Genomic DNA, 25,483 nt, shown 5'->3' on the forward strand with positions numbered 1-25,483 from the left:
CGTCGGCGGGAGTCGTGGCGGCCGCTCGGTCGACCGTTCGGGTCGCGTCCGCCGGCTGTGGCGTCCCCGACTGTCGCGTCCGGTCCGCGGGTGAGCGCGCCTCCGTGTCCTTGGGGTCGCGAGCGGCGGCTGCGTCCCGGGTGGGGTCGGCCGCGGTCGCATCGGCGGGAGCCGACCCGCCCGTCGGACCGGCCCGCGCCGTTCGGTCCGTCTCCGCGGGGTCGGATGCGCGAGCGGAGTCGACGTTCGGGTCGGGCGCGGCACCGGCTGCGGCGTCCGTCCCGTCCGCCGCCGGACCTCTCTCCTCCCGGGCCGCGGCGGCACCCTCTCCCGACGGGCCGTCGCCGCCGTCGCACTCCGGACAGAACTCCTGGCCGTTCTGCCGGAAGACGGGCGACCCGCAGGCGTCGCAGTGGGAGTTGGTCATCGTCGCGCCCTTGAGCAGGAGCTCGCTCATCCGGCGGGTGGACTCGCGCTTTCGCTCGTCGCGGGCGAACTTCTCCTGGAGCTTCTCGCGTTCGGCCTCCTTGTCGAAGCCGGAGTCGTCATCGGCGGTGTCGCTCATGTCCGACGGGTGGGCACGAGCGGCGAAAAAGTCAGCGGCGGCGGTCGACGCGTCGGCGACACCTGCGCCGCGGGCGAGCGTCGGTTCGCCAGCACCGCGGCACCCGTAGGTTCAAAGCCGATGAGGCGAAAGGTCGAGTGTGTCGACGACGGACGGTCACCTGCGCTTCTTCCCGTACGACGAGCCGTATCCGAACCAGGAGGAGGCGATGGATCGGATCTCCAACTCGCTGGAGCGCGGGCAGGACGTGCTGTTCGAGGGGGCGCCCGGGACCGGCAAGACGCTCTCGGCGCTGGTGCCCGCGCTGCAGCACGCCCGCGATCACGACCGCACCGTCGTCATCACGACGAACGTCCACCAGCAGATGCGGCAGTTCGTCGAGGACGCCCGCGCCATCCACGAGGCGGAGCCGATCCGCGCGACGGTGTTCAAGGGGAAGTCGTCGATGTGCCACATCGACGTGGACTACCAGGAGTGCCAGACGCTCCGGGACACCACGCGCTCGCTCGTCGAGGACCGGTCCGACAGGGAGCAGTTGGAGCAGCGGCTGGACGACCTCACCGACGAGATGCGCGAGGGCGCGGAGGGAGCCGGCGGGAGCGGCGGCGCCGGAAGCGCGGCCGAGGCCAGACAGGCCGTGCAGGAGGAGTTGGAACGGCTCGACGAGGAGATCGACGACGAGGCTGCGAACACCTGCGACCACTACCTCCAGAACCTCACCGCCGACACCGGCGAGTTCTTCTCGTGGCTGTTCGACGACGTTCGAACCCCGGACGAGGTGTACGAGTACGCGGGCACCCGCGGCTTCTGTGGCTACGAACTGCTGAAGGAGGGGATGGAGGAGGTCGAGCTGGTCGTCTGTAACTACCACCACCTCCTCGACCCCCAGATCCGGGAGCAGTTCTTCCGGTGGCTCGACCGCGACCCGCAGGACGTGATCACCGTCTTCGATGAGGCACACAACGTCGAGGACGCCGCCCGCGATCACGCCTCGAAGACGCTCACCGAGAACACCCTCGAATCGGCGCTCAACGAGTTGGAGGAGACCGACGACTCCCGCGCCGAGCCCGCCGAGAACGTCCTCCGCGCGTTCACCGAGGCGCTACGGGACACCTACGAGGAGGCGCTCGGCTTCGGTGCGCGCGAGGGGATCGGCGAGAACTGGGAGGACGTGAACGTCGCGAACGACGACCGCCGCGACGACCTGACGCTCGCGTTCCTCGAGCGCTACGAGGGGAGCGGGATCCGCGCGGAGTGCGACCTCGCGCTCCAGCTCGGCAAGCGACTGGACGAGGAGTACGAGGAGGCGTACCGCGATGGCGAGACCACCACCCGACGCGAGTGTCAGACCCTTCAGGCCGCCGCGTTCGTGTCGGCGTGGATGGACGGCGGCGGCGAGTTGGGCCAGCATCCGGTCGTGTCCGTCCGGCGGGACGCCGGCACCGACGAGGTGTACGGCCGCGCGGAGCTGTACACCTGCATCCCGCGGGAGGTGACCGCGGACCTGTTCGACGAGGTGTACGCGAGCGTGCTCATGTCCGCGACCCTCCGTCCGTTCGACGTGACCGAGGACGTGCTCGGGCTCTCGGACCCGGCGACGCTCGCGTACGGGATGGCCTATCCCGAGGGGAACCGCCGGACGTTCTCGGTGGCGACGCCCGCGCTGTTCGCCTCAGAACGCGACGACCCGGGCACGCAGGAGACCATCGCGGCGACGCTCTCGGACGTCGTGCGGTTCACACCCGGCAACAGCCTCCTGTTTTTCCCGTCGTACGCCGAGGCCGAACGCTATCACGAACTCCTCTCGGGCGACCCGAACCTCGGCACGCTCCTGCTCGACGGCTCCGAACCCGACACCGAGCAACTTCGCCGCCGACTCGTCGACGGCGACGGCTCCACACTGTTCACCTCGCTGTGGGGCACCCTCGCGGAAGGGGTGAGCTTCGACGGCGACGACGCCCGGACGGTCGCGGTCGTCGGCGTGCCGTACCCGCACCTCTCCGAGCGGATGGAGGCGGTGCAGGACGCCTACGACCGCGCGTTCGCCGAGCGGTCGCGGGACGCCGGGTGGGAGTACGCCGTCGAGATCCCGACGATCCGCAAGACCCGGCAGGCGCTCGGACGGGTGATACGCTCGCCGACCGACTTCGGCGTGCGCGCGCTGCTGGACAAGCGGTACACGTCCGCCGACATGGGGAAGTACTCCGTGCGCGGCGCGTTCCCCGTCGAGGAGCGCGAGGAGCTGATCGACATCGGTCCCGAGAAGCTGAAGTTCGCGATGCTGAACTTCTTCAGCGACCACGACGCGTACGACGGAGCGCCGCCGGAGCCGTAGCCCGGACCGTGGCGGTCACGGGTGCGGGACGGGGACGGCTACTCCAACAGCTCCACCAGCAGTCCCTTCTGTGCGTGCATCCGGTTCTCCGCCTGCTCCCACACGAGCGAGCGCTCCGACTCCAGCACCGCGTCGGTCACCTCCTCCCCGCGGTGGGCGGGCAGGCAGTGCATGAACGCCGCGTCGGTGCCGTCGAGCAGCTCCTCGTTCACCTGGTACCCCTCGAAGTCGGGGAGCTTCACCTCGCGGAGGTCCTCCTCGCCCATGCTCACCCACACGTCGGTGTACACCACGTCCGCGTCGGCGACGGCCTCCTCGGGGGTGTCGGCGACTGTCGGCTCGGTTCCCAGCTCCCCACAGCGCTCGTACACGTCGTCGCCGAGGCCGTAGCCGTCGGGCGTTGCGACCGCGAGATCCAGGCCGGCGAGCGCGGCGCCGACGGCGAACGAGCGGCCGACGTTGTTGCCGTCGCCGACCCACGCCGCCTGCACCTCCGAGAGGTCGCCGACCGACTCGCGGATCGTGAGCAAGTCCGCGAGCGTCTGGCAGGGATGGGCGTCGTCGGTGAGCCCGTTGATCACCGGAACGTCGGCGTACTCCGCGAGGATCTCGGCGTTCTCGTGGGCGAACGTCCGCACCATGATGGCGTCGGCGTAGCCGCCGAGGGCGCGGGCGGTGTCCTTCAGCGGCTCCCCGTGGCCGAGCTGGATCGCGTCGGGGCCGAGGAACATCGCGTGACCGCCGAGTTGGGTCATCCCCGTCTCGAAGCTCGCCCGCGTCCGGGTCGAGGGCTTCTCGAACAGCATCGCCAGCGTCGTCCGCGGGAGCTGCGTGAGGTCCTTGCCCGCCTTCAGGTCGGAGGCGCGCGCGAGAACGCCCGCGAGTTGGTCGGTCGTCAGGTCGTCGATGTCGAGGAAGTCGCTCGGGAACTCCTCGGCGTCGTCCGGGGTCGTCGATGTCGTGTGGGTGCTCATCGTGATCGTGGGTCGTGGGGTGGTGTCGCGTGTGGCGAGTCGGTGTCGTGTGAGGGTGCGTGAGAACGGGGCGGGCGACGGTCGGAGGCCGCCGGATCCGCCGTGGGTCAGTCGTCGGCTCGGTCTCGCAGTCGTTCGGAGGCGTCCGTCAGCACCTCGACCGCGCGGTCGAACTCCGCCAGCGGGAGCCGCTCGTCGGGCGCGTGATCCAGCGACGAGTCGCCGGGGCCGTACGTCGCCATCGGCGCGTCCCACGCGCCGGCGAAGACGTTCACGTCGGCAGTGCCGGTCTTGCGAAGCAGGCGAGGGTCCCCGCCCGCGCGACGGATCCCGCCGCGGATCGCCGTCGCGACGGGGTCGCGGGGGTCCCCCATCACGGGAGGGATCGGCTCGTTCCAGTTGACCGTCCCGGCCTCCAGCTCGGCGTCGGCGCGCTCGCGAACGTCCTCCGGGTCGAGCGACGGCGGCACACGGAACTGCACGTCCATCGTCGCCTCCATCGAGAGGCCGTCCTCCGAGAGGCCGCCGTCGACGGCGACGGGCTTGGTCGTCACCTGCTCGAAGACGGCGCCGTAGTCGTAGTAGTCGAACGCGCCCTCGACGCGCTGCCACCAGTGCATCGCGTGCTGGACCGCGTTCGGGTCCGGGCGCGACGTGTGTCCCGACTCGCTGGTCGCGACGTACGTGCCCGAGATCAGCCCGCGGTAGCCGAGCGTCACGGCGTCCCAGCCGGACGGCTCGCCGTTGATGACTGCCTCGGGCGCGTCGCGGGTCTCGACGAGGTGGCGGGCGCCGCGCGAATCCGTCTCCTCGCCGGTCACGCCGACGAACGAGACGCCCGTCTCGACGGCCGCGACGGCCATCGCCGCCAGCGACCCCGTGGCGTCGACGCTCCCGCGACCCCACAGCACGGGACCGTCGGCGTCCAACTCCTCGTCGCCGTCGGCGATCTCGACGGGGATGTCGCCCGGGACGGTGTCGACGTGGGAGGTCAACAGCAGCGAGTCGTCGCCCGGCGCGTGGACGTTCCCGACCTCGTCGGTGTGCGCCTCGCGGTCGTGGTCCTCGAAGAACGCCACGAGGACGGCCGCCGCGTCGGCCTCCTCGCCCGAAACCGACGGCGTCGACACCAGATCGTACAGCAACTGCCGGCCCTCGGTGTCGAGCGCCTCCGTCGGGTCCAGCGGGTTCGACACAGCCATCAACCGTTCACCCCCGACTCGGTCGTCACGGTCGTCGAGGCCAGCACGGCCGTGACTGCCATCACAGCACCTCCGTCAGCGCGTCGACGACCTCGCGGGCGTGCCCCTCGTTGATCACGAGCGGCGGGAGCAGGCGAAGCACCGAGCGCCCCGCCGGCAGCGCGAGGATCTGGTGCTCCATCGCCAACTCGCGCAGGTAGCGGTTCGCCCCGCGCTTCACCTCGACGCCGATCATCAGGCCCTCGCCGCGCACCTCGCGCACGGGGAGGTCGTGCTCCTCGACCGCCTCCTCCAGTTGCGTGGTGAGGTAGTCGCCGACCATCGCCGCGTGGCCGGGCACGTCGTTGGCGACCAGCTCCTCCAGCGTCGCGTTGGCCGCGGCGGCGACGACCGGGTTGCCCGAGAACGTCGAGCCGTGGCTGGCGGCGCCGTCGGCGATCCAGTCGGCACACAGCGTCGCGCCCAGCGGGAGGCCGGAGGCGACGCCCTTCGCCGTCGTCAGGATGTCGGGCTGGACGCCGACGCCCTCGCAGGCCCACAGGTCGCCCGTGCGGCCCATCCCCGTCTGGATCTCGTCGAACACCAGCGCCGCGCCGGCGTCCGCGGTGAGATCGCGCGCGGACTGGAGGTACTCGGGGTCGGCGGGGTTGATCCCGCCCTCCCCCTGCACGGGTTCGAGGAACACCGCGGCCGTCTCGTCGTCGACGGCCTCCGCGAGCGCCTCGCTATCCCCGTAGTCGACGAACTCGACGCCGCCGGCGACGGGCTCGAACGGGGCGCGGTACTTCTTCTTCCACGTCATCGCCAGCGCGCCCAGCGTCCGGCCGTGGAAGCCGCGCTTCGTCGCGACGATCTTCTGGCGACCCGTCGCCGAGCGCGCGAACTTCATCGCCGCCTCGTTCGCCTCGGTCCCCGAGTTACAGAGCCACACCTTCGAGATGTCGCCGGGGGCGACCGCGCCGAGGCGCTCGTACAGCTCCGTCCGGGCGCTGTTGGGGTACGACGCCTGCACGTACAGCAGTTCGGCCGCCTGCTCCTGCACCGCGTCGACGACGGCGGGCGGGCAGTGACCCAGCGGGGTGCACGCGTAGCTGGCGCCGAAGTCGAGGTACTCGGTCCCGTCGCTAGCGGTGAGGTGGACGCCGTCACCGGACTCGATGGGGATCGGCTTCTCGGAGAAGACGAACCCCTCGCCCGCACCGTTCAGATCCTCGAAGTCGGTCATCCGTCCACCTCAGCGTCGGCAGCAGTGTCAGCCTCCGCCCCGTCCGTGACGGCGGAGCGCTCGATGCGGGTTCCGGCGCCGTCGAGCGCGGCGACGATGGGGTCGCGGACGTTCGCGTCGGCGACGGTGACCGCGCGGGCGCCGGATTCGAGCGCCTCGGTCGCCGCCATCACCTTCCGCGTCATGAACCCCTCGGCGGCGTCGGTGAGCGCCTCGTACTCTCCGCCCGTCATCACCGACTCGATCAGGGTGTCGGGGTCGTCCGGGTCCGCGTACACGCCCGAGACGTCCGTGAGGACGACCAGTTCCGCGCCGAGCGCGCCCGCGACCGCCGCGGCCGCGCGGTCGGCGTCGGTGTTCACCGGGGTGCCCTCGCTCTCGGACTCCATGCCGAACATCGGCGGGGAGGCGACGGGCGTGTAGCCGCCCGCGAGCAGGGTGGACAGGAGGTCGACGTTCACCTCCTTCGGTGTGCCCGAGTGGTCGCCGCGTTTGATCTTCCGCTTGCCGTCCTCGACGACGCGCACGGCCGATTTCCGGGGGCCGGCGAGGAGGCCGCCGTCGACGCCCGAGAGACCGACGGCGTCGACGCCGGCGTTCCGCATCGCGGTGACGAGGTCCGTGTTCACCCCTCCGGCCATCGCCATCGTGAACGCCTCCATCGTCTCGGCGTCGGTGAAGCGGCCGGTGACGCCCGAGGGGGTCTCGACGTACTCCGACTCGATTCCGAGGCGGTCCAGGAGGTCGTCGACGGCGGTCGATCCGCCGTGGACGACGACCACGTCCCGACCGTTGGCGACAAGGTGGGCAACGTCGCCGACGGCGCCCGCGGGGTCGACCGCGCGCGCGCCGCCGAGTTTCACGACGACCGGGGGGACGTCGCCGGACCCGTCGGTCAGCGGCGTCGATCCGAACCCGGTCACGGCGATCCCACGGGGTGGAGCCCCTGGAACTCCAGGCCGGCCGTCTCATCGAGCCCGAGCGCGACGTTGGCGGCGTGGACCGCCTGCCCCGCCGCGCCCTTCATCACGTTGTCGATGGCCGAGAAGGCAACCACGCGGCCGTTCTCGGGGTCGAGCTCGAAGCCGACCTCGGCGTGGTTCGTCCCGGCCACGGCCTTCGGCTCGGGGTAGCGGTACACGCCGCCGCCGCCCGCGACGAGGCGGACGAACGGCTCGTCGTCGTACGCCTCGCGGTAGGCGCCCCAGAGGTCGCCCGTGGTGACGCGCTCGCTCGGGAAGGCGTGGCACGTCGCCGCCGCCCCGCGGGTCATGTCGACCGCGTGGACGGTGAACGACAGCGAGAGGCCCAACTCCTGCTGGATCTCCGCTTCGTGGCGGTGGCCCGTCGGCGCGTACGGGCGCACGACGCCCGAGCGCTCGGGGTGGCTGGAGGCGGCGCCGCCGCCGGCGCCGCCCTCCGATGAGCCGACCTTCAGATCGGCGACCACCTGATCGTCGGGCGTGATGACGCCCGAATCGACCAGCGGCTTCAGCGCCAGCATCGTCGCCGTCGCGTTGCAGCCGCCGGAGGCGATGAGGTCCGCCCCCTCCAGCGTCTCGCGTCCGAGTTCGGGGAGCGCGTACGCCGCGTCCGCGAGATGTTCGGGCGCCGTGTGGCCGTCGTACCACTCGTCGTAGGCGTCCGCCTCGTCGAGGCGGAAGTCCGCCGAGAGGTCGACCACGGTGCCCGCCGCGTCGCGGAAGGCGTCGATGTGTTCCATCGAGACGCCGTGGGGTGTCGACGCGAACAGCACGTCCACCGAGTCGAGGTCCTCGGGCGAGGAGAAGCGTACGTCGACGCCGCGGAGGTTCGGGTGGACGTAGCCGAGCGTCTTGTTCTCGTACTCGCGGCTCGTCGCCTGGACGAGTTCGAAGTTCGGATGCCCGGTCAGCAGGCGGCACAGTTCGCCGCCCGCGAAGCCGGAGGCGCCGACGACGGAGGCGGTGAGCGTGGGCTCGCCGCCGTCGGTGACGGCGCGCCGCTCACGGGGCACTTCGTGCCCCGTTCGCATCGAGGTCTCGCTCCGCTCGACCTCGCCGCTCATGCGGTCATCACGGCTTCGTTCGCCGCCTCCGCCTTCAGTTCGAGCCAGTCGACGACCGCCGCGGGCACGTCGACCTCGCTCGCCTCGTTCAGCGCCTTGAACTCGACGGTGTGGTTCACCTCGTGAACCGTGTACTCGCCGTCGGCGGTTTCCATCAGGTCGACGCCGAGCAGGCCGCCGCCGACCGCGTCGCTGGCGGTCGCGACCAGCTCCCTCGCCTCGTCGTCGAGCTCGAAGGTGGCCGTCTCGCCGCCCTTCGCGGCGTTGGTGAGCCAGTGCTCGGAGGAGCGCGTCATCGCGGCGACGGGCTCGCCGTCGCAGGCAAGCACGCGGATGTCGCGGCCGGGCTTGTCGACGTACTCCTGCACGTAGAACACCTTGTGCTCGTAGTGCCCGAGCGTCGCCTTGTGCTCGAGGATCGCCTCGGCGGCGTTCTCGGTGTCGATCTTGGCCATCAGCCTGCCCCACGAGCCGACGACCGGCTTGATCACGCACGGGTAGCCGAACTCCTCGATGGCGTCCATGGCGGCCTCCGTCGTGAACGCGACCTCCGTCGCGGGGGTGGGGACGCCCGCGCCCTCCAGCGCGAGGCTGTTCTTCACCTTGTCGGCGCACACCGCCGCGGTCTCCGGCGAGTTGATCACCGGGACGCCGTACGCCGAGAGGAGCCGCGTGGCGTACAGCGACCGGGACGTGGCGAGACAGCGGTCGATCACCAGATCGCAGTCGGCCACCTCCGCGGTGGTCTCGGTCAGGCCGAACCGCTGCTTGCGCACGTCGACCTTCACGACCTCGTGACCGCGGTCGCGAAGCTCCGACAGGAGGAGCTTCTCGTCTTTTCGGATCCGGGAGTAGAGCAGGCCGAGCTTCATCTCACTCCCCCCAGTCCTCTTCGAGCTCCGGGGCTCGATCGAGGACCGGCGGGGAGACGTCGACGACCTCCAGCTCGGCGCCGCACGTTTCACAGTCGACGATCTCTCCGATCTCCAGGTCGTCGTGCAGGGCCACCGTCCCCCCGCACTCGACGCATTCGGATTCGGTCATGGTGTACCCCACTCTATCGGTGAAGACACCTTTAATCCGTCGATTCTATCAGCGAAAATTAATGTCGGAGGCGTCGCTACGCGGCGATTTCGGGCGGGTCGGCGCGGATCTCGAATGCGATGTTCGAAATCTGAGTAGTGTTGGCCCCGAGGGGGGCCGGCGGGGCCACCGCCGCCGGCGGTCGGGGGGCGGCGGCCGGGACCGGTCGAGGTCGGGCCCCCCGTCGCGGCCGGCCGCCCCGCGGTCGTCGCGGCAGTCGGAGGAGTCGCGGGAGTCGGCCTCGCGACGGCGTCGCCGCTCGCGGTCGGGCGAGCGATCGTCGTCGCAGTCCGGTCGTGGTCATGGGTTCGTGGTGTCTGTCAGACGTACTCGTCTACCGCGTCGGCCAAGTCCGTTTCGGCGGCCGCGAGCGTGTCGCGGCGGGCGTCGACGGCGGCCTCGTGGTCGTCGTACGTCTCGGTCATGCGCGCGAGGGAGTCGGCCACGGCGTCGGGCGCCGGGCCGCCGCGCGACGCGCGGGAGGCGACGCTCCCGACGGGGTCGAGCGCGGCGTCGAGGTCCTCGCGGCTCACGTGTTCGTACAGGGACTCCCCAAGTACCTCCTGTGCGGCCGCGTCAAGATTTGCAGCGAGCGTCTCGGGGTCGGCGTCGTCGGGCGACGTCGCGGCGGCGTCGGCGACGACCTCGTGGGCCGTCCGGAACGGGATCCCCGCCGCCGCCAGCGCGTCCGCCACGCCCGTGGCCGTCGAGAAGCCCGCACCCGCGTCGGCCGCACACGCCGACTCGTCCCAGTCGCCGGTCGCGACCGCGCCGGCGACGACCTCGGTCGCCTCGGTCGCGTCGTCGACGGCGTCCCACGCGTGGGTCGTCGCGCGCTGGAGGTCGCGGTTGTACGCCCGCGGCAGTCCCTTCAGCGTCGTCAACAGCCCGGTCAGGTCGCCGGATACGTCGCCGGCGACCGCGCGAGCCAGCTCCAGCGTGTCCGGGTTCACCTTCTGGGGCATGATCGACGAGGTGGACGCGTAGTCGTCCGACGGCAGGAAGTAGCCGTCCTTGGCGTGCTCGATGAGGTCCGCGGCGAGCCCCGACAGCGTCGCCGTCAGGTTCGCCAGCGCGGCCGTCCCCTCCACGAGGAAGTCGCGCGCGGACGCGGCGTCCGTCGAGTTCTCGACGACCCCGTCGAACCCGAGCAGCTCCGCGGTCCGCTCGCGGTCGATGTCGAAGGTGGTGCCGCCGAACGCCGCGCCGCCGAGCGGCGACTCGTTCGTCCGGTCGAACGCCGCGAGCAGCCGGGCGGTGTCGCGCTCGACCGCGCCCGCGTACGACGACAGGAAGTGCCCGACGGTGACGGGCTGGGCGTACTGCCGGTGGGTGAACCCCGGCATGACCGTGTCGGCGTGCTCGGCCGCCGCGTCCAGCAGCGCCTCGCGCAGGACGAGCGTCGCCTCGGCGGCGTCGAGCAGGTCCTCGCGGTAGCGATACCGGATGCAGGTCGCCACCTCGTCGTTGCGCGAGCGCGCGGTGTGCATCTTCCCGCCCACGGGACCGATCTCGGCGACGACCGCCGACTCGATCGCCTCGTGGACGTCCTCGCCGTCGGGGAGCGCCCCGTGGCCCGCGTCCTCGACGGTCGCGAGACCCGACAGGATCTCGGCGGCCTCGTCGGCGGCGATGATGTCCTGCTCGGCGAGCATCACCGTGTGCGCGCGGTCGACGGCGAGATCGGCCGCGAAGATGCGCTCGTCGGCCGGGAGGCTCGACATGAACCCACGGGCCGGGCCGCCCGCGAAGCGGTCGCGGCGGACGACCGTCTCGGCGTCGGCGGCGTCACCCGCTGTCGGTTCCTCGCCGTCGGTCATCGATCACTCCTCCGTCTCGTCGCCGCTGCCATCGGCCGCCAGCGTCTCGCCGCCGTCGCCGGTCTTCACGTTCTCCAGCACGCGGTTCGCGAGGCGCTCCTGGAAGCCGTGGTACTTCGCGACTCCCGTCGCGTCGGCCTGCTCGATGCCGTCGACCGTCTCCGTGTTGAACGACGCCGCGGACTCGGAGTAGACGCCGTACTCGGAGTCGCGGGCGACGGGCCGGCACTGGCCACCCTGAAGTTTGACCGTGACCGTCCCGGTGACCTTCTCCTGGCCGGCGTCGAGGTAGCCCTCGAGGGAGTTCACGAGCGGGGAGTTCACGAGACCCTTGTACCCCTGCTGGGCCCACTGGTCGTCGATCTGTTGCTTGAAGTCGCGCTCGGACTTCGTGAACACCAGCTGTTCGAGCGCCTCGTGGGCCGTCAGGAGGACGGTCGCCGCGGGGTGCTCGTAGTTCTCGCGTACCTTCAGGCCGAGCATGCGGTCCTCCATCATGTCCGTGCGGCCGACGCCGTAGGCGCCCGCGAGCTCGTTCAGCTCCTCGATGAGCTCGACGGAGTCGACCGTCTCCCCGTTCAGCGTGACGGGATAGCCCATCTCGAAGCCGATCTCCACCAGCTCCTCACCCTCCGCGTCGCCGGGCGTCGTCGTCCAGTCGTAGATGTCCTCCGGCGGGACGTACGTCGGGTCCTCGAGGTCGTCGCCCTCGACCGAGCGCGACCAGAGGTTCGTGTCGATCGACCACGCGCCCTCGTTGCCGCCCTCGACGGGGAGGTCCTTCTCGTCGGCGTACTCGATCTCCCACTCGCGGGTGAGGCCGAGCTCGCGCACGGGCGCGATTACCTCCTTGTCGGAGCCGCGCCACACCGTCTCGAAGCGCAGTTGGTCGTTCCCCTTGCCCGTGCAGCCGTGGGCGAGGGCGTCGCAGTCGTGCTCCTCGGCGACGCCGAGGATCGCCTCCGCGATCACCGGACGCGCGAGCGCCGTCCCCAGCGGGTACCCCTGATACGTCGCGTTCGCGCGCACGGAGTCGAAACACAGCTCCGCGAACTCGGTCTTCGCGTCGACGACGTAGTGCTCCAGATCGAGCGCCTCGGCGGTCTCCTCGGCCTCGTCGAACTCCTCGGCGGGCTGGCCCACGTCGACGGTGACGCCGACGACCTCGTCGTAGCCGTACTCCTCCTCGAGGAGCGGGACGCAGACGGTCGTGTCGAGTCCACCGCTGAATGCGAGCGCAACGCGTTTCGTCATACCTCACGCTCGCACGTCGACGCCCATAAATTCGACGTTTGTAAACGTCGAAAATTAATCGCGGACTGCACGCTACCCGGAGGAAGACGAGCGGATCGAGTCGGATGAGGGGTGATGTTGGTGGGCCTAGCGGCCCGGTCGTCGCGGCGCGGAGACTCGGCTCCGGGCCGCGGCACCGCTGACGCGTCGCTCGAAGGAGGCGCGAGCGTGAGCGACGGGGTCCGTTATCACGACCGGACGTACCCGCTCCGTGTACATAAACGATGCCGGTCCGGCGAAGCTCGCCGAGCGGACGACACGGCCCGTCAGCCGGACCGGCGACCCGGGGAGCGACGGCGGTCCACGTCGTCGGCCGTCCACGCGGCCGAGATCGCGGTGTCAGGCGGCGGCGAGGGACGATCGGACCCCGTTGCGGCCGGGAGCGTGACGGAGACGCTGGTGCCGGAGTCGTCGGACTCGACCGACACGTCGCCGCCGAGCTCCGCCACCGTCCACGTCACGAACCAGAGGCCGACGCCGCTGGCGTGCTCCAGGTCGGTCTCGATGCCCCGTTCGAGCACCGTTCGTTCGCTCGGCGGGATCCCCGACCCGTCGTCCTCGATCCGAAGGACCGCGACGTCGCCGTCCGATCTCACTCGGACCCGCGCCGTCGGATCGGGGGCCGCGTGTTCGGCGACGTTCGCCAGCAGCTCGTCGATCGCCGCCCCGAGGTAGCCGTTGTCGACGACGGGAACGGGGGTGTCCGGGACCCGACAGTCCACGCGGTTTCCCGCGGCGGCGAACGCGTCAGCGCGTTCGGCCGCCAGCGCCGCGAGGTCGACGGAGACCTCCGGCACGTCCCCCGAGAGGATCCGGTCGAGGTCGCGTCCGCGCTTGGAGAGCGACACGAGCCGGTCGGCGCGCCGGCGGAGCGCTCGGAAGTCGTCGGGGTCGCCCGACTCGGCGAACGCCTCCGCGTGGCCGACGATCACGTTGACGCCGCTTCGAACGTCGTGTCGCAGCACGCGGTTGAGGACCGACAGCCGTCGTTCCCGGCGACGGTCGTCCGTCACGTCGGTCGCGATGACGTACTCGCGATCGGCCGACCCGGTCCGGACGGATCGAACCACGACCTCGCGGGGGCCGCCGTTCGAGGTCGGCGGCGTCCGCACCTCCACGGGACCGTCGGCGCCCAGCGCGGCCGCGAGCGTCGGTCCGTCGTCCGCCACGGGGATCGCGTCCACGAGCGCGTCGCCCGGCCTCCCGTCGAACGTCGACTCGAAGGCGGCGTTCGTCGCGAGGATCCGGCGCGTCTCGCCGGAGTTGTCGACGTACGCGGCCGGCGAGGGGAGGTTGGCGAACAGCGCCTCCGCGCGGCCCCGCTCGCGGACGAAGCGGGCGCGGGTCCGGCCGATGACCGCGCCGGCAGCGGCACCGAGGGTGAGCAGGTCCGTCGCCATTCTGGGCAGGGCCGCCGTCGGAACGCCGTCGGGATTGGCCGCCCGCACGGCGAGGACGAACACGGCGGCGCCGACGGCAACCCCCGCGACGACACCCCGCCCGACGGCGGCCGCACGGCGGGGCGGCCCTCGACGCCACAGCAGGACGCCGAACGCGCAGACCGCGACCGCGAGCGCGAACGAGACGAGCGCGGCGGCACGTCCGCGCGTCGACGACGCGCCGAACAGGAACGCGATGTGTGCCGCCGCCAGCGACGCGGCTCCGACGGCGACGACCGCCCCCCAACGACCCCCACCGGAGCCCGACATACCTCCCGGAAGGAACGCGAACACCAAAACGACGACGACGGACGCGACCGGTGTATCGGAGGCGCCGGCGGGCGAAGCGAACCCGTTTTCCCCGGTCGAACCCCAGTCGACGGTATGACAACCGGGACGCTGCGGCTCGCCACCCGCGGCTCCGACCTCGCGCTCCGACAGGCGGCGGACGTACGAGACGAGATCTCGACGCGCCGCCGCGACGTGGAGCTTGTCGAGGTCGAGACGCGCGGCGACCGACTCGACGAGGACCTCATCACCGAACTCGGCCGCACCGGCGCGTTCGTTCGCGCGCTCGACGAGGAGGTGCTGTCGGGGGAGGTCGACGCCGCGGTCCACTCGCTGAAGGACATGCCCACCGAGATGCCCGACGGGCTCGTCGTCGCGGCCGTCGGCGAGCGCGCCCCCGCCGGCGACGCGCTCGTCACCCGCGAGGGCGGCGACCTCGCGGACCTCCCCCGCGGCTCGGTCGTCGGCACCTCCTCGCTGCGACGCAAGGCGCAGGTGCTCGCCGAGCGCCCCGACCTGGAGGTTCGCCCGCTCCGCGGCAACGTCGACACGCGCCTGCAGAAGCTGATCGCGCCCGACCTGCAGGCGGAACACGAGGCCCGTGTCGAGGCTGAGGCCGACCACAAGGGAGATCCCGGCGCACGCGAGGAGGACCGCGAGTACGAGCGCACCGTCGAGGAGTGGTTCGACGACCTCACCGAGTTCCAGCGCGCCGCGTTGGAACACGAGCTCGACCACGAGTACGACGCCATCGTGCTCGCGGAGGCCGGCCTCCGTCGGTCGGACCTGTTCTACCGCGACGAGTACGAGGTCGAGCGCCTCGACCGCGCGGACCACGTCCCCGCGCCGGGCCAGGGCGCCGTGGCCGTCACCGCGAGCGACCCCGAGGTGATCGAGACGATCCGGTCGGCGATGGACCACGAGCCGACCCGCGTCGCCACCAGCGTCGAGCGCACCGTCCTCGCGGAACTGGGCGGCGGCTGCATCGCGCCCATCGGCGTCAACGCGCTCGTCCAGGGCGAGCACGTCAGCGCCCGTGTCCGGGTGTTGTCGGCCGACGGCGACACCGAGGTGAAGGCGAACCGCGACCTCCCGCTTCGCACCTACCGCGAGGCCGCCGCCGAGTTCGCCGCGTCGCTGCGCGAGCAGGGCGCCGCGGAGCTCATCGAGGCCGCGAAGCGCGCGGCGGACACGGAGACGGCCAAGCGCGCGGAGGAGGGCGAGGACGACGACGGCGCCGCCGGCGACGACGCCGCGGAGGCCGTGGAGGAGTAGATGACTCGCGACAACGCCGACACGGTCGACCGCGACGGCGGCTTCGTCTCGCTGGTCGGCTCCGGCCCCGGCGACCCCGAACTCCTCACGGTGAAGGCTCGGAGGCTCCTCGACGAGGCCGACGTCGTCCTCCACGACAAGCTCCCGGGCCCCGAGATCCTCGGCTCGATCCCCGAGAACAAACGCGAGGACGTGGGCAAGCGCGCCGGCGGCGAGCGCACCAGTCAGGAGTACACGAACGACCGACTGGTCGAGCTCGCGGAGGCGGGCGAGCACGTCGTTCGGCTCAAGGGCGGCGACCCGTTCGTCTTCGGGCGCGGCGGCGAGGAGGCCGAACACCTCGCCGCCCACGGCGTCCCGTTCGAGGTCGTCCCGGGCGTCACCTCGCCCATCGCCGCGCCGGGCGTCGCGGGCATCCCCGTCACACACCGCGATCACGCCTCCTCCGTCTCGTTCGTCACCGGTCACGAGGACCCGACCAAGGACGAGTCCGCCGTGGACTGGGAGGCGCTCGCGGCCACCGGCGGCACCATCGTCGTCCTGATGGGCGTCGGGAAGCTGCCGCTGTACACTGCGGAACTGCTCGACGCCGCGAGGGACCCCGCCACGCCCGTCGCGCTCGTCGAGCGCGGCACCTGGCCCGACATGCGCGTCGCGACCGGCACGCTCGCCGATATCGTCGACGTGCGCGACGAGGCGGGGATCGAGCCGCCCGCGATCACCGTGATCGGCGAGGTCGCCGGCGCGCGCGAGCGGGTGGTCGAGTTCCTGCGCGGACGCGGCGACGCGGCCGCGACCGTCGGGGACGGCGGGACCGGCGGCGACGCCGACGGGAGGTCGGACCGATGACCGGCGACGACCGCCCGCGCGTCGCGGTGTTCCGCCCCGACGACGAGCGCCTGACGGACGCGGTCGAGACGCTCGACGCGCTCGGGGTCGAGGCGGTCCCCGACCCGATGCTGGAGATCAGACCGACCGGCGCGGTGCCGGAGGGCGCCGACTGGATCGTGTTCACCTCGAAGACGGGCGTCGAGTTGGCCGACGAGGCCGGCTGGTCGCCCGCCGACGCCGCCGGTGAGGGGCGGGACGGAGTCGACACCGTCGAACGTGCCACCCCCGCGATCGCGTGTATCGGCAGCTCGACCGCCGACGCGGTCCGCGAGGCCGGCTGGCCGGTCGACCTGATCCCCGAGGAGTACTCCTCGACGGGGCTCGTCGCCGCGTTCGACGCGCTGGGCGTCGACGGCGTCCGGATCGAGGTCGCTCGATCGGACCACGGGAGCCACGTCCTGCTCGACGGCCTCCGCGACGCCGGCGCGACCGTCCACGAGACGGTGCTGTACGAGCTCGTCCGCCCCGAGGGGAGCGGCGACTCCGCGGAGGCGGCCGCCCGAGGCGACCTCGCGGGAGCCTGTTTCACCTCCTCGCTCACGGTCGATCACTTCCTCGACGCCGCCGAAGAACGCGGCGTCCGCGACGGGGCGCTCGCGGGGCTCGACGACGCCGTCGTCGGCTGCATCGGTCACCCGACCCGCGAGACGGCCGAGTCACACGGCGTCACCGTCGACGTGGTGCCCGCGGAGGCGACGTTCGAGGCGCTCGCGGAGTCGGTCGTCGCCGAGTTGGACGCCTGATCGGCTCTCCACGCGGAGGGTTCTCTTCCCCGATACTGTTCACGGCAGCAGTGTCTCGAACGGGGAGCGCGCGCGAGCGAATTCGCCCGGATCGGTGGAGATCCGTGTTAATATATCCGTTTTATTACACTATGTGCGTCTACGTCGCGCGCAACATTTGCCCATCGTGCGACGATGTTACAACCTTATATGACCTATATTCGCTTCAGGATTCGACGCACATCCGGATATCCATACCATAATTCGGGTTTGTCAACTCCAAGGTTTATGTGCTTCCAAATCGGGCCCTCTCGCGTGGAGATGTACCAGAACGACACGGAATACACGGAAACGGTGAACGAATGCGGAACCACTGAGGTGGCGCCGTGAGTCCCCTTCAGGTCGACCCCGCGGTCCTGGCGGAGGGGATAAACCTGATGTGGGTGCTGGTGGTCACCTTCCTCATCTTCTTCATGCACGCCGGCTTCGCGATGCTGGAGGCCGGGCAGGTGCGCTCGAAGAACGTGGCCAACCAGCTGACGAAGAACCTCCTGACGTGGAGCGTCGGCGTGACGGTGTTCTTCCTCGTCGGCGCGGGAGTCTCCTCGCTCGTGGGGGGACTCACGGGCGGCGGCGGCTACTCGATGGCCGAGGCGTTCGGCGTGTTGACGACCGAGAACTCCGCCGACTGGGTCGGCTGGCTCTTCGGCGCCGTCTTCGCGATGACGGCGGCGACCATCGTCTCCGGCGCCGTCGCCGGGCGCATGAAGCTCCGCGCGTACGTGAGCTACACGGTCCTGCTCGCGGCGGTCATCTACCCGGTCGTCACGGGCCTGACGTGGGGCGGCGGCTTCCTCGCCTCGCTCGGCTTCGCCGACTTCGCGGGCGGGATGATCGTCCACGGGATGGGCGGCATCGCCGGCCTGACGGCCGCCTACATGGTCGGCCCGCGCCTGGGTCGCTACAACGAGGACGGCTCGGTGAACGTCATTCCGGGCCACTCGCTGACGTTCGCGGTGCTGGGCACGCTCGTGCTCGCGTTCGGCTGGTACGGCTTCAACGTCGGCACGGCCGCCTCGGTGTTCGCCGTCGAGAACGGCGAACTCACGCTCGGGGCGTTCTCCTACGTCGGCCGCGTCGCGCTGACGACGACGCTCGGCATGGCCGCCGGCGCCATCGGTGCGGGCGCGCTGTCGATCTACAAGACCGGCAAGGTCGACACGCTGTACGTCGCCAACGGGCTCCTGGCGGGGCTCGTCGGCGTCACCTCGAACACGGACGCGATCATCTGGCCCGGCGCGCTGGTCATCGGCCTGCTCGCCGGCGCCCAGCTCCCCATCGTCTTCGAGTTCGTCGAGAAGCGTCTGAAGATCGACGACGTGTGCGCGGTGTTCCCGGTCCACGGGAGCGCCGGCGTGCTCGGCGCGGTGCTGCTGCCCGTCTTCGCGGTCGACGGCTTCACCGTGAGCGCGCTCGTCTCGCAGGTGGTCGGCGTCAGCGTCATCGCCATCTGGACCGTCGCCGCCACCGCGGCGGTGTTCGGCGTCATCAAGGCGCTCGGCGAGATCCGCGTCGACCGCGACCACGAGATCGAGGGGCTCGACTCCACCGAGCACGGCGTCGACACCTACCCCGAGTTCGGCAGCCCGGACACGGCCGTGACCGACGGCGGCACCGCCGACGCGAACGGCATCGTCCGCGCCGACGGCGGCGAGGCGAACGACGGCGGCATCAAGATGGTGACGGCGTTCATCCGCCCGGACAAGCTCTCGGACGTCAAGACCGGGCTCGCGGAGGTCGGCGCGCCCTCGCTGACGGTGACGAACGTCTCCGGCCGCGGCAGCCAGCCCGCCAAGAAGGGCCAGTGGCGCGGCGAGGAGTACACGGTCGACCTCCACCAGAAGGTGAAGATCGAGTGCGTCGTCGCCGACATCCCCGCGGGCGACGTCGCCGAGGCGATCAGCGAGGCCGCTCAGACCGGCGAGAAGGGCGACGGCAAGGTGTTCGTCCTCCCCGTCGAGAACGCCTACCAGATCCGGACCGGCGAGGTGGGCCGCAGCGCGGTCTGACCGCCGCCTCACGACGCCGTTCGGCGGCAGGTCCGGAACCCGCCTCCGAACGATCGACGCATCGACACACGAACGACGACCGCGCCTCGGACGCCCGCCTCGCATGCGGCGCGGACGCGGCCGCCGGGGGCACGCGACGGAGGACCCCACTGGTACTGGTGCTCACCTCCGCGCGCCCGCCACCGTGCCACGTTCCGTGTCACCGCCCCCGCGGCCGCCGCAGCCACCTGCCGGGTGGCGCGTCCGGCCACGCCCGCGACGGACCGCCAGCCCGTCGCGGGCCGTCACTCCGTTCTGTACGGTGTCCACGTCGACGGCGCCGAGAGATCCGTCAAGTTTTCTATGTGTGGTTGACTGGCATCCGGCGTGCAGATCGATCCGTTGCTCGTGGGCGGACTCGCCGTCGCGTTTACCGGATTCAAACTCCGCACGGTCGTGTTCGACCTCGACGCGACCGACGTGTGGTCACACGCGACCAAGTGGCTCGTCCCGGCCGTCCTCCTCGCGGTGGCCGCCGCACAGGGACTCACACCCGTCGACCTCGGCTGGCGGGTCGGATCGCCGCTTCGCTTCCTCGGTCGCGTCGCCGTCGGCTTCGTCGTGTTGGTCGGGGCCTCGATACTGCTGTCGCCGGTGTTCGACCGGATCGGCGGCGGAAACGAGGACCTGGAGGCGGGGATGGCGGAGTTGGCCGACACGACTCTCGCCGGGAAGGTGTTCATCGGGACGACCGCGGGGACGACGGAGGAGGTGGCGTTCAACGGCTACGCGCTCGAACGGCTTGCGGCCCTCACCGGGAGTCCGCCGCTCGCCGGCACCGTCACGGCGACGGCGTTCGTACTCGGCCACTGGAGCGACCAGTGGAGCCCCTCGGCGGTGCTGCGCATCGCACATCCGGCGGTGGTCGTCACCGGACTGTACCTCTACTGGCGCTCGCTCCCGGTGTTGATCGCGGTCCACGCACTCAACGACATCGTCGGACTGGTGTTCGCGCCCGAGGTCGAGGACGACGCGGCGGCACCGTCCGCCGCGACCCAGTAACGACTTTCCGGGCCACCCCCCAAGTGGCGTCCATGAACCACGACCGTTCGCGCGATCTGTACGACCGCGCGCTCTCGGTGCTCGCCGGCGGAGTGAACTCCTCGGTCCGCGCGACGCGACCGTACCCGTTCGTGATCGAGCGCGGCGACGGCGCCCACGTGATCGACGCCGACGGGAACCGCTACCTCGACTACGTGATGGGGTACGGCCCGCTGCTGTACGGCCACGACGCCCCCGAGCAGGTGCAGTCGGCGATTCAGCGGCACGCGAGTGAGGGGCCGATGTACGGCGGCCCCACCGAGATCGAGATCGACCACGCCGAGTTCGTCGCGCGCCACGTCCCCAGCGTCGAGATGCTGCGGTTCGTCAACTCCGGCACGGAGGCGACCGTCTCGGCCGTTCGCCTCGCGCGGGCGTACACCGGCCGCGACAAGATCGTCGTCATGCAGGGCGGCTACCACGGCGCCCAGGAGTCGACGCTCGTCGAGGCCGGCGACGACCCGTCCCACACCCAGCCCTCCTCGCCGGGGATCCCCGAGGAGTTCGCCGAGCACACCATCGCCGTCCCGTTCAACGACGAGGGCGCGATCCGCGAGGTCTTCGAGGAGCACGGCGACGAGATCGCGGCGGTGCTGACCGAGCCGATCCTGGCGAACTACGGCATCGTCATGCCCGTCGACGGCTACCACGAGACGCTTCGGGACCTCTGTGACGACCACGGCTCGCTGTTGATCTTCGACGAGGTGATCACCGGCTTCCGCGTCGGCGGCCTCCAGTGTGCACAGGGGAAGTTCGGCGTCACGCCCGACCTCACCACCTTCGGGAAGATCATCGGCGGCGGCTTCCCGGTCGGCGCGATCGGCGGCCCCGCGAGGATGATCGAGCACTTCACCCCCAGCGGGGAGGTGTTCCAGTCTGGCACCTTCTCGGGACACCCGGTCACGATGGCCGCCGGCCACGAGTACCTCCGCTACGCCGCCGAGAACGACGTGTACGACCACGTGAACGATCTCGGGGATCAGCTTCGGTCGGGGATCCAGGACATCTGCGAGGAGCAGGCCCCCGAGTACACCGTCGTCGGCACGGACTCGATGTTCAAGGCGGTGTTCACGCGCGAGGCGCCCGAGACGTTCGAGAACCACTGCAGTGGCGGGTGCCGCCAGCGCGAGTCGTGTCCCCGCTTCGAGACCTGCCCGAAGACCGGCGCCGACACCGCCGCGGCGGCGACGGAGCGCTGGGAGCGCGTGTTCTGGCAGGAGATGAAGGAACGAGGGATCTGGCTCACCGCCAACCAGTTCGAGTCGCAGTTCGTCTCCTACGCCCACACCGAGGCGGACATCGAGGAGACGCTGGAGGCGTACAAGGAGGCGCTGTAGGCGTACAAGGAGGCGCTGGAGGCGCGGGACCGTCCTACCCCAGCAGCTTCTCGCGGACCGTCCCGACCAGCCGCGTGACGAAGCCTCGGGGCGTGTGGCGGTCGGGCACCTCGTCCCACAGCGCGAACGCCGACACCACGTCGGCCTCGCGGCTCGCGACCGCCGTCTCGTGCTCGGGCGCGACGACGCCGAGGTTGATCTCGTAGTGGCCGAAGTAGCCGTACTTCAGGAGCTGGCGCTCGCGGAAGTCGACGACGAACTCCCGGACGTCGTCGGGGATCTCCGGGACGACGAGGACGAAGGAGATGTCGGTCCCGTAGTGTTCCTCGTCGCCCTCGACGCGTTCGTCGGCGAGCGCGTGGCCCAACTGGACGATCCGCTCCAACTCGTCGACCGTCACCGACGACTGCCGCCGGGCGAACAGGTGCTCGTCGCTGTGGTGGTCCGCGTAGCCGAGCGACGGATGGAAGAACTGCTTCTGGGACTCGATGCGCATCAGCCCGTAGAGGTCGAAGCGCTCCCCGCGAACGCGATAGTCCCGGTCGAGGTCGTAGTTGAACATGAGCCGGTCGCTCACGCGGTCGAGGTACTCGTCGTCCCAGAGCGGGACGTCCTCGTATGCGGCGCTGTTGAGGATACGGCCCTGCTCGTCGGTGCGCACCTCCTCGCCCTCGGCGAAGGCGGTGTCGTCGGCCGTGTTCGGATCGACGCCGCCGCCCGAGCCGTCGGCCTCGGTACGAGGCACCTCGTCGGTTCGATCGTCGTCGGTCCGACCACCCCCGCCATCCCCGCCGGCTCCACTCATACTCACTCCTCCGGCTCGTACGGGTGGACGTCGTCGACCGGCGGGGCGCCGACCGCCAGCAGCGTCACCGGGTCGTCGGCGTCGGCGGGGTTGTGCGCGCGCTGGGGGCTGTCCGGCTCGACGGCGAACAGCGACCCCTCGGGAACCTCGAACGTCTCGTCGGGCGTTTCGACGTGGAGCGTCCCCTCGATCACGTAGAACAGTTCCTCCTGGTCGTCGTGGTAGTGGTACGCCAGGGGGACGTCCTCGCCGGGCGCCGCGCGGAACCAGTTGGCGGCCATCCGTTCGAATCCGGCCGCCTCGCTCACGCGGCGAAGCTCGCACGGACGGTCGGGCACGGTCGCCAGCTCGGCCGGGTCGATGACGTGGTATCCCATACCTCGCGGGATGCTCACGGGGATGAAAAGCCCGTCGTCCGACGCCGACGCGAGCCGACGCGTCGACCCCGCGGGCGAGGATTTATCATCGTCGTACACCTCGTTGTGAACCGTAATCATGGGATTCGGCGATCGTGAGACGTGCGGCCGGTGCTCGATGACGACGGTCGTGGACGCCACCGAGGACGGCGAGGGGAGTGCCGACCGCGACCCCTTCGGCGACGAACGGATCGAGATCGACGACGGCGAGCTCCGCCGGACGTCGCCGGGCGCGTGGCTCGAAGGCGTCGTCTCGACGCTCGACGATATCGGAAGTCGCCTCACCTACGGCCGGCGCTGATACCGGTCGAACGGCGGCGTGTCCGACGGTCGCGCGACGACAGGGGGGAGCCTTATACCGCTCCGGGACATACGCGGCTTCCAATCGCATGGAAGAGAGCATCTCCGGCTTCAAGCTGCGCGGAGAGTGGGGGGACGCCGTCGAGCACGGCGAACGTATCACCCGCGCGCTTCGGGACGCCGATGCCTCCGAGGAGTATCCCGAGGCGTTCACGGCGTGGGACGAGTGGCGACCGAAGGCTCACGAGCGCCTCGGCGAGGACGTGAACGAGAAGACCGCCGATCAGGCGAGCGTCGCCGAGGGGAAGGGCGAGCAGGAGGGCAAGAGCCCCGAGGACGACCTCCAGACGGCCGGCGAGAAGCTCTCCGAGTCGTACGAGCGCGTCGAGGACGGCGACAACGGCGGCGCGCTCGACTCGTGGAAGGACTCCATCGACCACGTCGCGCGCGCGGCCGACTCCGCCGGGCGCAAGGCCGTGCGGAAGCTCGAGAACACGGTGTACCAGCGCGTGATGACGCAGATCGCGCCGTACTACTTCGACAACGAGCTCGTCTCCGCGAACATCCAGAAGTCCACCCGCGGCGAGGGCGGCCCGGAGTTCGTCTTCGAGGTGAACGTCAACGACGACCGGCTGAAGTCCGCCGTGTCCGAGCGGCTCTCGTCGTACGAGGACGACATCGACCGCTGGCACGTCGACACGCCGAAGGCCGTCGAGGCGTCCGAGGCCGCCGAGGGCGCGGAGCCGCCGGTCGAGACGGTGGAGGACGGAACCGAGGGGGAGTCGAACCCCACAACCAACTGAGAGCGCTCCGCCGCTCGATTCCGTGGTTGTGGGGTTCGAAGAATCCGACGACCGACTGAGGGCGCTCACCCCACCGTCGTCTTCAGTTCCACGCGATAGCCGAACGGATCGCGGACGTACACCGCGGGCGCCTCGCCGGTCGCGCCGAGCGGACTGTCGAGTTCCCGTTCCACCTCGATTCCTGCGTCGGCGAGTCGCTTCCTGACCGCCGCCATCTCCTCGTCGACGACGAGCGCGACGTGGTCGTAGTTCGTCGCCTCGGGGGCCTCGAACGCCTCGGTGGGCCACAAGTGGATCACGTGCTCGGGAGCGAGGCGTACGTCGAAGAACGGCTTGTCGCCGGCCTCGAAGCGGTCGACGCCCTCCAGTTCGAGCCCGAGCGCGTCGGCGTAGAACCCGCGGGCGTCGGCCAGCCCGTCCTCGGGGACGCGGAGGTTGACGTGATCGATGGTGCGGACGTTCACGGGGGAAGCACGCGGGCGGGAGACAAGAAACATTACGACCCTCCACGCATTCCCGGGCATGACACCGCTCGAGGTCGACGCCGGCGAACTCACTGCCGAGGAGATCATCGACGCGATCCGGGAGGGGCGGCGCGTCGTCGTCACGGCGGACCTGTTCGGGAGCGAGCAGACGCTCACCCTCCGCCACGACGGCGAGACGTTCTACTGTGACACGCCGACGCGCCTGCACAAACACGACGACGAGGCCGGAATGCTCACCTGCATCGAGAAGATGGGCTACGCGAAGCAGGACGACGCCTGAGGCGGGCGGGAGCGAGCGCCGACTGCCTCGCCTCGCGGTGTCGCCGTGCTGTCACCGCGGTGTCGCCGGGGTGTTGCTGGCGTGTCACCGGGATGTTGCTGGCGTGTCACCGGGATGTTGCTGGCGTGTCACCGGGATGTTGCTGGCGTGTCGTCGCGACCGCCGGGGTTTATTCGCGCCGCGGCCGTCGGTCGACCCGACATGAGCGACGCGCCGGACATGGAGGATCTCATCGACACGAACGACCCCAGTTTCGGGCACGTGATGGCGTGCGTCTTCGGCATTCAGGAGCACGAGAGCCGGACGTACCTCCGCCTGCTCGACAACCCCGGCAGCACCGTCGAGGAACTGGCGAACGTGCTGGATCGCGACCGCTCGAACGTGAACCGCTCGCTCACGACGCTGTTGGAGAAGGGGTTGGTGGAGCGCGAGCGACGGCTGCTCGATCCCGGCGGCTACGTGTACCAGTACACCGCGACGCCGCTGCCCGAGGCGAAGGAACTGCTCCACGGCGCGCTCGACGAGTGGGTCGAGACCGTTCACGGCGTCATCGAGGAGTTCGGCGACGCGTAAGCCGACCCCGTCCACGGTCCCACCTTCGACCTCGATCCCACCGCCGACCGCGTTCCTGCCCTCCCCCGCAGGCGCTCGCCGACGTCCGGTCGGGGCGACCCCTTCGGAGCCGGTCGCCCAGCCCAAGTATTCGTTCTGAGAACTATCCCGTCAGTCCTAAACTGCCATCCGTCGCC

Annotated in this window: 25 protein-coding genes; 11 read left to right on the forward strand and 14 right to left on the reverse strand. The window is 70.7% G+C overall.

Features of this window, described 5'->3' with window-relative positions; translation table 11 throughout:
- The coding region (locus tag GRX01_RS19240; RefSeq protein WP_233741070.1) for an Sjogren's syndrome/scleroderma autoantigen 1 family protein at window positions 1-565 on the reverse strand (565 nt) is incomplete at its 3' end.
- Window positions 566-704: 139 nt separating this feature from the next.
- Here GRX01_RS19240 and GRX01_RS15795 point away from each other — a divergent pair.
- Window positions 705-2,900, forward strand: a complete 2,196-nt coding sequence (locus GRX01_RS15795) for an ATP-dependent DNA helicase (protein ID WP_321168161.1) — start codon at window positions 705-707, stop codon at window positions 2,898-2,900.
- A gap of 38 nt (window positions 2,901-2,938) precedes the next feature.
- Here the strand turns inward: GRX01_RS15795 and argF are convergent, their stop codons facing one another.
- The 10 genes from argF to GRX01_RS15845 form a co-directional block, all read right to left on the reverse strand.
- Window positions 2,939-3,874, reverse strand: coding sequence for an ornithine carbamoyltransferase (argF, locus tag GRX01_RS15800; RefSeq protein WP_159669815.1), 936 nt, complete (start codon window positions 3,872-3,874; stop codon window positions 2,939-2,941).
- A gap of 107 nt (window positions 3,875-3,981) precedes the next feature.
- Entirely contained in the window at window positions 3,982-5,076 is a 1,095-nt protein-coding gene (locus tag GRX01_RS15805; RefSeq protein WP_159669818.1) for a [LysW]-lysine hydrolase, read from the reverse strand.
- 61 nt (window positions 5,077-5,137) lie between these two features.
- The gene (locus GRX01_RS15810) at window positions 5,138-6,301 is read right to left on the reverse strand and encodes an aspartate aminotransferase family protein (RefSeq protein ID WP_159669821.1); all 1,164 of its coding nucleotides are present in this window, start codon (window positions 6,299-6,301) and stop codon (window positions 5,138-5,140) included.
- The gene (locus GRX01_RS15815) at window positions 6,298-7,224 is read right to left on the reverse strand and encodes an acetylglutamate/acetylaminoadipate kinase (protein ID WP_321168162.1); all 927 of its coding nucleotides are present in this window, start codon (window positions 7,222-7,224) and stop codon (window positions 6,298-6,300) included. The genes GRX01_RS15810 and GRX01_RS15815 overlap by 4 nt, the downstream gene beginning before the upstream one ends.
- Window positions 7,221-8,315: an N-acetyl-gamma-glutamyl-phosphate reductase gene (argC, locus tag GRX01_RS15820; RefSeq protein WP_159670283.1), complete on the reverse strand. Its 1,095-nt coding sequence runs from the start codon at window positions 8,313-8,315 to the stop codon at window positions 7,221-7,223. The genes GRX01_RS15815 and argC overlap by 4 nt, the downstream gene beginning before the upstream one ends.
- Window positions 8,316-8,344: 29 nt before the next feature.
- On the reverse strand, window positions 8,345-9,220 hold the full coding sequence (lysX, locus tag GRX01_RS15825; protein WP_159669824.1) for a lysine biosynthesis protein LysX: 876 nt from the start codon (window positions 9,218-9,220) through the stop codon (window positions 8,345-8,347).
- A gap of 1 nt (window position 9,221) precedes the next feature.
- Window positions 9,222-9,392, reverse strand: a complete 171-nt coding sequence (lysW, locus tag GRX01_RS15830) for a lysine biosynthesis protein LysW (RefSeq protein ID WP_159669827.1) — start codon at window positions 9,390-9,392, stop codon at window positions 9,222-9,224.
- Window positions 9,393-9,751: 359 nt separating this feature from the next.
- Window positions 9,752-11,251, reverse strand: coding sequence for an argininosuccinate lyase (argH, locus tag GRX01_RS15835; protein ID WP_159669830.1), 1,500 nt, complete (start codon window positions 11,249-11,251; stop codon window positions 9,752-9,754).
- Window positions 11,252-11,254: 3 nt separating this feature from the next.
- Window positions 11,255-12,505 (reverse strand): argininosuccinate synthase, encoded by a 1,251-nt coding sequence (locus GRX01_RS15840; RefSeq protein ID WP_159669833.1) that lies wholly within the window; start codon window positions 12,503-12,505, stop codon window positions 11,255-11,257.
- 305 nt (window positions 12,506-12,810) lie between these two features.
- Window positions 12,811-14,253, reverse strand: a complete 1,443-nt coding sequence (locus tag GRX01_RS15845; protein WP_159669836.1) for a sensor histidine kinase — start codon at window positions 14,251-14,253, stop codon at window positions 12,811-12,813.
- 114 nt (window positions 14,254-14,367) lie between these two features.
- Between GRX01_RS15845 and hemC the strand changes: the two genes are divergently transcribed.
- The 6 genes from hemC to hemL all read left to right on the forward strand — a co-directional run bounded on the left by hemC (window position 14,368) and on the right by hemL (window position 21,645).
- Entirely contained in the window at window positions 14,368-15,546 is a 1,179-nt protein-coding gene (gene hemC / locus GRX01_RS15850) for a hydroxymethylbilane synthase (protein ID WP_159669839.1), read from the forward strand.
- Entirely contained in the window at window positions 15,547-16,395 is an 849-nt protein-coding gene (gene cobA, locus GRX01_RS15855; RefSeq protein WP_159669842.1) for a uroporphyrinogen-III C-methyltransferase, read from the forward strand.
- Window positions 16,392-17,180, forward strand: coding sequence for a uroporphyrinogen-III synthase (locus tag GRX01_RS15860; RefSeq protein WP_159669845.1), 789 nt, complete (start codon window positions 16,392-16,394; stop codon window positions 17,178-17,180). Before cobA ends, GRX01_RS15860 begins: the two co-directional genes overlap by 4 nt.
- Before the next feature lie 416 nt (window positions 17,181-17,596).
- Window positions 17,597-19,228, forward strand: coding sequence for an ammonium transporter (locus GRX01_RS15865; protein ID WP_159670285.1), 1,632 nt, complete (start codon window positions 17,597-17,599; stop codon window positions 19,226-19,228).
- A 366-nt stretch (window positions 19,229-19,594) separates the two neighbouring features.
- On the forward strand, window positions 19,595-20,269 hold the full coding sequence (locus tag GRX01_RS19535; protein ID WP_159669848.1) for a CPBP family glutamic-type intramembrane protease: 675 nt from the start codon (window positions 19,595-19,597) through the stop codon (window positions 20,267-20,269).
- A gap of 32 nt (window positions 20,270-20,301) precedes the next feature.
- Window positions 20,302-21,645 (forward strand): glutamate-1-semialdehyde 2,1-aminomutase, encoded by a 1,344-nt coding sequence (gene hemL, locus GRX01_RS15875; RefSeq protein WP_159669851.1) that lies wholly within the window; start codon window positions 20,302-20,304, stop codon window positions 21,643-21,645.
- A gap of 34 nt (window positions 21,646-21,679) precedes the next feature.
- Here the strand turns inward: hemL and GRX01_RS15880 are convergent, their stop codons facing one another.
- Window positions 21,680-22,450 (reverse strand): hypothetical protein, encoded by a 771-nt coding sequence (locus GRX01_RS15880; RefSeq protein ID WP_159669854.1) that lies wholly within the window; start codon window positions 22,448-22,450, stop codon window positions 21,680-21,682.
- Between the two features lie 2 nt (window positions 22,451-22,452).
- On the reverse strand, window positions 22,453-22,827 hold the full coding sequence (locus GRX01_RS15885; protein WP_159669857.1) for a cupin domain-containing protein: 375 nt from the start codon (window positions 22,825-22,827) through the stop codon (window positions 22,453-22,455).
- Between the two features lie 118 nt (window positions 22,828-22,945).
- On the opposite strand from GRX01_RS15885, the gene GRX01_RS15890 reads away from it, so the two are divergent.
- Complete coding sequence (locus tag GRX01_RS15890) at window positions 22,946-23,167, forward strand: hypothetical protein (RefSeq protein WP_159669860.1); 222 nt, start codon at window positions 22,946-22,948, stop codon at window positions 23,165-23,167.
- An 88-nt stretch (window positions 23,168-23,255) separates the two neighbouring features.
- Window positions 23,256-23,969: a DUF5828 family protein gene (locus GRX01_RS15895; protein WP_159669863.1), complete on the forward strand. Its 714-nt coding sequence runs from the start codon at window positions 23,256-23,258 to the stop codon at window positions 23,967-23,969.
- Between the two features lie 65 nt (window positions 23,970-24,034).
- On the opposite strand, the gene GRX01_RS15900 is transcribed toward GRX01_RS15895, so the two are convergent.
- The gene (locus GRX01_RS15900) at window positions 24,035-24,433 is read right to left on the reverse strand and encodes a VOC family protein (protein ID WP_321168163.1); all 399 of its coding nucleotides are present in this window, start codon (window positions 24,431-24,433) and stop codon (window positions 24,035-24,037) included.
- Window positions 24,434-24,491: 58 nt separating this feature from the next.
- Here GRX01_RS15900 and GRX01_RS15905 point away from each other — a divergent pair, with 58 nt between their 5' ends.
- The gene (locus GRX01_RS15905; protein ID WP_159669869.1) at window positions 24,492-24,734 is read left to right on the forward strand and encodes a hypothetical protein; all 243 of its coding nucleotides are present in this window, start codon (window positions 24,492-24,494) and stop codon (window positions 24,732-24,734) included.
- Between the two features lie 201 nt (window positions 24,735-24,935).
- Window positions 24,936-25,307: a helix-turn-helix domain-containing protein gene (locus tag GRX01_RS15910; RefSeq protein WP_159669872.1), complete on the forward strand. Its 372-nt coding sequence runs from the start codon at window positions 24,936-24,938 to the stop codon at window positions 25,305-25,307.
- Window positions 25,308-25,483: the final 176 nt, after the last annotated feature.

The organism is Halobaculum saliterrae (assembly GCF_009831625.1).
GTDB lineage: Archaea > Halobacteriota > Halobacteria > Halobacteriales > Haloferacaceae > Halobaculum > Halobaculum saliterrae.

Bases quoted from the DNA above. Each gene is read 5' to 3' on its own strand.
- argF (WP_159669815.1), bottom strand. From the start codon at position 3,874: ATGAGCACCCACACGACATCGACGACCCCGGACGACGCCGAGGAGTTC.
- GRX01_RS15805 (WP_159669818.1), bottom strand. From the start codon at position 5,076: ATGGCTGTGTCGAACCCGCTGGACCCGACGGAGGCGCTCGACACCGAG.
- GRX01_RS15810 (WP_159669821.1), bottom strand. From the start codon at position 6,301: ATGACCGACTTCGAGGATCTGAACGGTGCGGGCGAGGGGTTCGTCTTC.
- argC (WP_159670283.1), bottom strand. From the start codon at position 8,315: ATGCGAACGGGGCACGAAGTGCCCCGTGAGCGGCGCGCCGTCACCGAC.
- lysX (WP_159669824.1), bottom strand. From the start codon at position 9,220: ATGAAGCTCGGCCTGCTCTACTCCCGGATCCGAAAAGACGAGAAGCTC.
- lysW (WP_159669827.1), bottom strand. From the start codon at position 9,392: ATGACCGAATCCGAATGCGTCGAGTGCGGGGGGACGGTGGCCCTGCAC.
- argH (WP_159669830.1), bottom strand. From the start codon at position 11,251: ATGACCGACGGCGAGGAACCGACAGCGGGTGACGCCGCCGACGCCGAG.
- GRX01_RS15840 (WP_159669833.1), bottom strand. From the start codon at position 12,505: ATGACGAAACGCGTTGCGCTCGCATTCAGCGGTGGACTCGACACGACC.
- GRX01_RS15845 (WP_159669836.1), bottom strand. From the start codon at position 14,253: ATGTCGGGCTCCGGTGGGGGTCGTTGGGGGGCGGTCGTCGCCGTCGGA.
- hemC (WP_159669839.1), top strand. From the start codon at position 14,368: ATGACAACCGGGACGCTGCGGCTCGCCACCCGCGGCTCCGACCTCGCG.
- cobA (WP_159669842.1), top strand. From the start codon at position 15,547: ATGACTCGCGACAACGCCGACACGGTCGACCGCGACGGCGGCTTCGTC.
- GRX01_RS15860 (WP_159669845.1), top strand. From the start codon at position 16,392: ATGACCGGCGACGACCGCCCGCGCGTCGCGGTGTTCCGCCCCGACGAC.
- GRX01_RS15865 (WP_159670285.1), top strand. From the start codon at position 17,597: ATGTGGGTGCTGGTGGTCACCTTCCTCATCTTCTTCATGCACGCCGGC.
- hemL (WP_159669851.1), top strand. From the start codon at position 20,302: ATGAACCACGACCGTTCGCGCGATCTGTACGACCGCGCGCTCTCGGTG.
- GRX01_RS15880 (WP_159669854.1), bottom strand. From the start codon at position 22,450: ATGAGTGGAGCCGGCGGGGATGGCGGGGGTGGTCGGACCGACGACGAT.
- GRX01_RS15885 (WP_159669857.1), bottom strand. From the start codon at position 22,827: ATGGGATACCACGTCATCGACCCGGCCGAGCTGGCGACCGTGCCCGAC.
- GRX01_RS15890 (WP_159669860.1), top strand. From the start codon at position 22,946: ATGGGATTCGGCGATCGTGAGACGTGCGGCCGGTGCTCGATGACGACG.
- GRX01_RS15895 (WP_159669863.1), top strand. From the start codon at position 23,256: ATGGAAGAGAGCATCTCCGGCTTCAAGCTGCGCGGAGAGTGGGGGGAC.
- GRX01_RS15905 (WP_159669869.1), top strand. From the start codon at position 24,492: ATGACACCGCTCGAGGTCGACGCCGGCGAACTCACTGCCGAGGAGATC.
- GRX01_RS15910 (WP_159669872.1), top strand. From the start codon at position 24,936: ATGAGCGACGCGCCGGACATGGAGGATCTCATCGACACGAACGACCCC.